Annotated in this window: 3 protein-coding genes; all 3 read left to right on the top strand. The window is 54.5% G+C overall.

Features of this window, described 5'->3' with window-relative positions; genetic code table 11:
* The first annotated feature begins 99 nt into the window (after nucleotides 1-99).
* The 3 genes from BDE01S_RS08595 (at nucleotide 100) to ccsB (ending at nucleotide 4,426) form a co-directional block, all read left to right on the top strand.
* Nucleotides 100-723 carry a c-type cytochrome gene (locus tag BDE01S_RS08595; RefSeq protein ID WP_066080227.1) on the top strand — a complete coding sequence of 208 codons (624 nt, stop codon included), beginning with the start codon at nucleotides 100-102 and terminating at the stop codon, nucleotides 721-723.
* A 567-nt stretch (nucleotides 724-1,290) separates the two neighbouring features.
* Nucleotides 1,291-3,255 (top strand): cytochrome c biogenesis protein ResB, encoded by a 1,965-nt coding sequence (locus BDE01S_RS08590; RefSeq protein WP_066080230.1) that lies wholly within the window; start codon nucleotides 1,291-1,293, stop codon nucleotides 3,253-3,255.
* A complete protein-coding gene (gene ccsB / locus BDE01S_RS08585; protein ID WP_066080224.1) occupies nucleotides 3,239-4,426 on the top strand; it encodes a c-type cytochrome biogenesis protein CcsB in 1,188 nt (395 codons plus the stop codon). The genes BDE01S_RS08590 and ccsB overlap by 17 nt, the downstream gene beginning before the upstream one ends.
* The last annotated feature ends 114 nt before the right edge of the window (nucleotides 4,427-4,540 follow it).

The following is a 4,540-nucleotide window of genomic DNA, read 5'->3' as shown; positions in this document are numbered from 1 at the left end:
GCCAACGCTGTAGCAGGATTGAATTTCACCGACTGTATTCCCGCATTCGAATATAAAAAGGGCATTGGCAGGTAGGCAATGCTGTAACAGGAGCACTCCATGAAACGATTGACTTTATTGGCATTGGCCTTGACTGCGGGCGCAGTATCGGCCGCCCCGAAAGCAGATGTAAACAAAGGCAAAGAAATCGCCACCAATATCTGCGCTGCCTGTCACGCGGCAGACGGCAACAGCGGCATTGCCATGTATCCGAAAGTTGCGGCGCAACACGCAGCCTACATCTACCAGCAAACCCTCGACATCAAAGACGGCAAACGCACCAACGGCTCTTCCGCCGCGATGAAGCCGATGGTGATGAACCTGTCTGAGCAAGACATCCGCAACGTATCCGCCTACTACGCCAAACAGCAGGCCAAGCCGGGCGAAGCCAATCCTAAAGAAGACATCGAGCTGGGCGCGAAAATCTACCGCGGCGGCCTGCCCGAACAGAAAATCCCGGCCTGCATGTCCTGCCACGGCCCGGCCGGTGCGGGTATGCCTGCCGGCGGTACGGAATTGTCCGGCTATCCGCGTTTGGGCGGCCAGCACAAAGCCTACATCGTTGACCAAATGAAAGCGTATAAGGCCGGCCAGCGCAGCAACAACATTATGATCGACATCGCCAAGCGCATGTCCGACGATGAAGTCAACGCCGTAGCCAACTTTATCCAAGGTTTGTATTAATCGGGCTCGGTTGGAATGTTAAGGCCGTCTGAAAACCGGTTTGATTGAAGGTCAAATCGTTTCAGACGGCCTTTGCCGATTCAGGCCGTCTGAAATTTGTGGGTAATGTGGGAAGAGGCAGATTACTGAATTTCAAAGGCCTCAGGCTTCTGTTTTTTTAAACAGCTTTTCTTATTCCGCCCTACGACCGTTACATCCCCTGCCTTACGCTCCTCACTTTTTCAGACGGCCTTTAGGGTCTGTTGACCATTCGTCATGCGGTCGTTTTTTGGTCAAAAAACGCATCTGCTGCGTCACAAATCCTCGCAAGGCTTTCAACCTTGCTGCGTTTTTTCCTTGCATCTGCATTTTTTGCCTCAAAACCCGACTTTGCGAACGAAATGTCAACAGACCCTACTCATTCCCGCTGTCTGAAAGCCTTATAAGTTTTTTCAAATTGCAGTGCCGCCCGTTTTGCTTCATGATAACGGTTTTGCCCGACTTTTATTTTCCGTCAGACATACCATGAGCCAGTCCGCCAAATCCGTGCCCCTGATCCGCCGCCCGTGGTTCGCCTTTCTCAGCTCCATGCGTTTTGCCGTGGCTCTGCTGAGCCTTTTGGGTGTTGCCTCCGTCATCGGTACGGTCTTGCAGCAAAACCAGCCCGCGGCCAACTATCTGGTCAAATTCGGCCCTTTTTGGTCGCAGATTTACCAATTTCTCGGCCTGTATGACGTTTATGCTTCCGCATGGTTCGTCGTCATCATGCTGTTTTTGGTCATTTCCACCGGTCTGTGCCTGACACGCAACGTGCCGCCCTTCCTGCGGGAAATCAAATCCTACCGGGAAAACGCTAAAGAAAAATCCTTGGCTGCCATGCGCCATTCCGTGCTGCTGGAAGACAACCTTTCCCCCGAGGTCGCCGCACGTTATTTGGAAGTGCAGGGCTTTTCCGCCAAAACCGTTGCCCGCGAAGACGGTTCGGTGCTGGTCGCCGCCAAAAAAGGCGCAATGAATAAATGGGGCTATATTTTCGCCCATGCCGCTTTGATTGTGATTTGCTTGGGCGGCCTGATCGACAGCAACCTGCTGCTGAAAATCGGTATGCTTACCGGCCGTATCGTGCCCGACAACAACGCCATGTATGCCAAAGACTTCAAACCCGAAAGTGTATTGGGCGCAGGCAACCTGTCGTTCCGCGGCAACGTCAACATCACCGAAGGACAGAGTGCCGACGTGGTTTTCCTCAATGCCGATTCCGGCATGCTGGTGCAGGACTTGCCGTTTGAGGTCAAGCTGAAAAAATTCCACATCGACTTCTACAATACCGGTATGCCGCGTGATTTCGCCAGCGATTTGGAAGTGACCGACAAAGCCACCGGCGAAAAAATCGAGCAGACCATCCGCGTCAACCACCCGCTGACCCTGCACGGCATTACCATCTACCAGGCCAGCTTTGCCGACGGCGGCTCCGATTTGAAATTCAAAGCTTGGAACTTGGCCGATCCGGACCGCGAGCCGGTTACCCTCAAAGCGACATCCATGCGCGAGTTTCCGCTCAATATCGGCGATACCGCCTACAAGCTGGAGTTTGACCAATTTACCGCGCTCAACGTCGAAGACATGAGTAAGCCGTCTGAAAACCAAGCGCAAAGTCTGCAAAACACCATCAATGATGTTCGCGCCGTTACCCAAGAAAACAAGCGGTTTACCAATATCGGACCCTCCGTCATCTACCGTATCCGCGATAATGCAGGCCAGGCGGTGGAATACAAAAACTACATGCTGCCGATTAAGCAGGAAGAAGACTACTTCTTCATCACCGGTACGCGCAAAGGCCTCGACCAGCAATACCGCTGGCTGCGCATTCCGATGGACAGAGACGGCAAAATCGATACCTTCATGGCCATGCGCGAATTATTGCGCGACGGGGACGCGCGTAAGAAAGCCGTCGCCCAAGCCACACGAGGCGCGCCCGCCGACATCCGCGAGCAATTCAGCTTGGCGGCGGCCAACACCTTATCCGTGTTCGCACAAGGCGGCTATCTGGCACTCGACCAGTTCGTCACACAAAACATTCCGCAGGCCGAGCAGGAAAAAATGCAGGGTTATTTCTACCAAATGCTGTTCGGCGTGATGAATGCCGTACTCGACGAGACCCTGCAAAAATACAATCTCGGCGGCTGGCCGCAAGACGAGGCGCGCCAACGCTTCCTTTTACACAGCATGGATGCCTATACCGGCCTGACCGAATACCCCGCGCCGATGCTGCTCCAGCTTGACGGCTATACCGAAGTGCGCTCCTCCGGCCTGCAGATGACCCGCTCGCCCGGCGCGTCCTTGGTGTACCTCGGTTCGGTATTGCTGGTACTCGGCACGGTATTCATGTTTTATATCCGTGAAAAACGCGCGTGGCTTTTATTTTCAGACGGCCGTATCCGCTTTGCCATGTCGTCCAGCCGCAACGAGCGCGATTTACAGAAAGAATTTCCGCAACACACCCAACGCCTGCAACAGCTGGCCAAGGATTTGAACCATGACCGACCACACTAAAACCGTGCCGGAGCACGCGCTGCTGACCCAGAAATCCTTTATCCGCAGCCTCGGCGCAGCAGACTGGCTGTTTGCCCTCCTTATGGCCGCAGCCGCACTTTTCGCCCAATACAGGATGGGGCACCGCATGGACGCATACGAAACCGCGATTCTGTGGAGCAGTGCCGCCACCGCCGTTTTCCTGGGCTGGTTTTTCAAGCCCATGCGCTGGTTTACCCCGCTGACCATGCTGCTGGCTTATGCCGCCGTCGTCCTCTACGGCGGCAGCATACAGAATTCAGACGGTTTTTTACTCAAATTTTTCCTGAGCAGCCAATCGGCGATTATGTGGCAGTGTGCCTTTATCCTCTTCGCCCTGTTTGCCTATATCCTCGGCGCGGCGATTGCCGTCAAGCAAAACACCCAAAGCAACACCCTGCTCGGCATGGGTACGGTGTTCGGCTGGATTTCCGCCGTCGCCGGTTTCACCGGCCTCTTGGTGCGCTGGCACGAAAGCTATTTGTTGCGCCCCGACGCCGGACACATTCCCGTATCCAACCTGTATGAAGTATTCATCTTGTTTTTGGTGATTACCGCGCTGATGTATCTCTACTACGAAGGCCGTTTCGCCGTACAAAAACTCGGCGGCTTCGTTTTCACCTTTATGGCCGTCGTCGTCGGCTTCGTTTTATGGTACAGCGTATCCCGCGAAGCCCACGTCATCCAACCGCTGATTCCCGCCCTGCAATCATGGTGGATGAAAATCCACGTTCCCGCCAACTTCATCGGCTACGGCGCATTCTGTATCGCCGCCATGCTCGGTATCGCCGAACTGTGGGCCATACGCAGCGAAGAAGCCGGCAAAAAATCCTGGCTGCCGCAATCGCAAGTCATCGAAGAAGTCATGTACAAAGCCATCGCCGTCGGCTTCCTCTTTTTCACCATCGCCACCATCCTCGGCGCACTGTGGGCGGCCGACGCATGGGGACGCTATTGGAGCTGGGATCCGAAAGAAACCTGGGCATTCATTGTCTGGCTCAACTACGCCGTTTGGCTGCACCTGCGCCTCGTCGCCGGCTGGCGCGGCCGCGTCCTCGCCTGGTGGGCGATTATCGGCCTCTTCGTCACCGCCTTCGCCTTTATCGGCGTAAACATGTTCCTCAGCGGCTTGCATTCTTACGGATCGCTGTGAGTATCAATCTTTGATTTTCAAGGCCGTCTGAAATTTTCAGACGGCCTCTTACTTTTTTCAGAATAAGCCGTAGGTCGGGTTGTCAACCTAACCTACACACTACAAATGCACTCA

The sequence above is a fragment of the Bergeriella denitrificans NBRC 102155 genome (genome assembly GCF_001592185.1).
Taxonomy (GTDB): domain Bacteria; phylum Pseudomonadota; class Gammaproteobacteria; order Burkholderiales; family Neisseriaceae; genus Neisseria; species Neisseria denitrificans.
Note: the sequence above shows the minus strand (reverse complement) of the source record. Positions and strands in the feature narration are given on the sequence as shown.